2 protein-coding genes and 1 pseudogene are annotated in these 2,321 nt (G+C 55.1%); 1 reads left to right on the top strand and 2 read right to left on the bottom strand.

Annotated elements, in window-relative coordinates:
• Positions 1 to 100: 100 nt before the first annotated feature.
• A pseudogene (locus ACR0DH_RS20215) lies at positions 101 to 265 on the top strand (YgaP family membrane protein); the annotation flags it as partial.
• 198 nt (positions 266 to 463) lie between these two features.
• On the opposite strand, the gene ACR0DH_RS20210 reads toward ACR0DH_RS20215, so the two are convergent.
• Both ACR0DH_RS20210 and ACR0DH_RS20205 read right to left on the bottom strand, forming a co-directional pair.
• Positions 464 to 1,501 carry a hypothetical protein gene (locus ACR0DH_RS20210; RefSeq protein WP_480551689.1) on the bottom strand — a complete coding sequence of 346 codons (1,038 nt, stop codon included), beginning with the start codon at positions 1,499 to 1,501 and terminating at the stop codon, positions 464 to 466.
• Between the two features lie 86 nt (positions 1,502 to 1,587).
• A partial coding sequence (locus ACR0DH_RS20205; protein WP_480885048.1) for a hypothetical protein occupies positions 1,588 to 2,321 on the bottom strand: 734 nt, incomplete at its 5' end.

The following is a 2,321-nucleotide window of genomic DNA, read 5'->3' as shown; positions in this document are numbered from 1 at the left end:
AAATCATGAACTGACTTTCGACTGATTTTACCGAAAGTCATTCACCCGAAGCATCTGACCTCGTCAACAGCCAAAAGTTTGCAACAGATCCCTTGATCGCTCACTGCGTATCATTCTCGGCCTTGTGCTGCTGTCTTTGATCTTTGTCGGCCCTCAGACGATGTGGGGGCTCATTGGCATCATCCCACTCATCACAGGTTTAGTTGGCGTTTGCCCGATCTACTCCGCTCTAGGGATCAAGACGTGCAGCGTGAAAACGAACTAATGGAAGCTGCATATCTCGGTATTGGGGGCGACGTCACGCCCCCATAGATTCTCAAGTTGAAGCCCAGTTCACCTTGGCGTTGTCGGTGCCAACTGGACCGAGGGCGATCTCAGTATCTTGCGAACCTCGTAGGTCCGCTTCGTCCCGCATCTTACCTGTTCAAACGCGGCGCAGCGAAAGCCGGAATGTCCTCCGTGGTTAAAGGCTTTGTCCATCATACTCATGGACGTGGGTTACCTGTTCGCGCGTATGGGCAATTTCCTGCACCACGGCGGCAATCTTGCTGGATGAAACCTGGTGCAGCTCACCAACAACGGCCTCGGCGCGCTCGTAGCTGTCCGGAACGCCTTGGCTGTTAAAACGGGCGGCAGCGGTGGAAATGTCCGCGTCTCGCCAAGTCGCAGTAGTGCCGACTGAAACGCTGTCATGATCGTTGTAGCGAGCCAGGAACTTGTTTCCGTCGAGTCCGAAGCTGTTGGCGGTTGCAACAATGTCGTCACGCACTGCCAGCCATTTCTCGGCCTCGGACGGGTCCAGGTGGTCCAACTCGGCCGCATTCATGGATGTGGTGTAACTGTCGTCAGCAACAGTGTACGCCTGCAGGTCGGTGTCGTATGGGCGTAGCTCGGCAACATCGCCCTTCAGCTCTCCGATCTGCACGTCCATTGCAGCACGCAGATGCGGATCTTCGACCTCTCGTGCAAGAGCCTCCATGTTCTCGATGGAGTTCACAACGTCCCTGGTCTGCTGTTCGTAGTTCTCGAAACCGGCCTGACCCAGAGCGGATTGCAAATACTGAACATAGCGATCACCGGGCGACTGGTAGTCGTCGGAATCCTGAAAATCCTTGTCGCCGGACAGATCCGCAAGGGACGAATAGTAGGGGTGATACAGATCGTATTCCTGCGCGTCGTTCATGTGCTGAGAAACCAAAGCCTGCATATCGTTCAGATCTACCGGCTCCCCTGCCCTCTCCGCAGCCTCCAACTCGATTTTCAGTTCTTCGACCAGATCTTGTTGCGCCGTATGTTCGTCAACACGGCGGTTGGCCTGGTCCTCGATGTCGAAGCTGTTTGAAGCGATGGCGGCACGATCATAGCCCATCGCCTTCTGCTCTTTCTTGATGATGTCGATCTGCTCCGAAACGCGATCCTCGCGCGAGGCGGATTGATCGAACTTGGAATAGGGTGCGAAGTGTTCGACTTCGTTCAAAAGATAGTCTGTACGCGTAACCATAGTTTTTCCTTTGCGAGTTGATGGATAACTCTGTGATGGATCTGCTCAGAGCGTTGGCGCACTCATCAGGCAGATCGGGTGAAGTCCTATAGGCTGTGTCCGTCATCGTCACCGCGCCCTTGCAACAGCGGGTGCGATGCATGGGCGTGGACGTCCGAGAGTTCTTCTGAGATTGCGATGATCTTGGAAGAAGCAAGCTGGTGCAGTTCGTCAATAACGGCCTCCGCGCGGTCGTGGCTGTCCGACAATCCTTGAGCCTGGAAGTAGGCTGCGGCGGTCGAAATGTCGTCGCTGCGCCATCCCATTGTAGTGCCCAAAGTGACGTTCTGATGATCGCCAAAACGGGCAACAAACGCCTCGCCATCGAGGCCGTAGCTGCTGGCCGTGTCGGTGACTTCCTTGCGGATCGCAGCCCACTGTTCGGCCTCTGGATAATCCAAGACATCCATTTCGGCGGTGTCCATAAGCGTCGAATAACGCCGGTCCTCGATGATGAAGGCTTGAAGGTCCGGATCATTGGTGCGCAGATCCGCGACATCGCCCTTCAGCTCGCCAATCTGAATATCCATAGCGACACGCAGATAAGGGTCGTCAACTTCACGGGCCAGCCCTTCCATCTTGTCGATGGATTGCAGCAATTCTTTTGTCTGAGTCTGGAAGTCCTCATAGGCCCCCTCGCCCAAGGTGTCCTGCATATAGACCTCGTAACGGCGTGCTGCCGGGGCATAATCTGTGGACCCCTGGAACTTCTTGTCATCGACAATATCAGCAAGGGCAGACAGATACGGATGGCTCTGTTCGTTGTCTCGAACTTCGCCGA

The sequence above is a fragment of the Ruegeria sp. I1 genome (genome assembly GCF_056532675.1).
The sequence above is the reverse complement of the archived record's forward strand: the minus strand, read 5'-3'. Positions and strand labels throughout refer to the sequence as shown.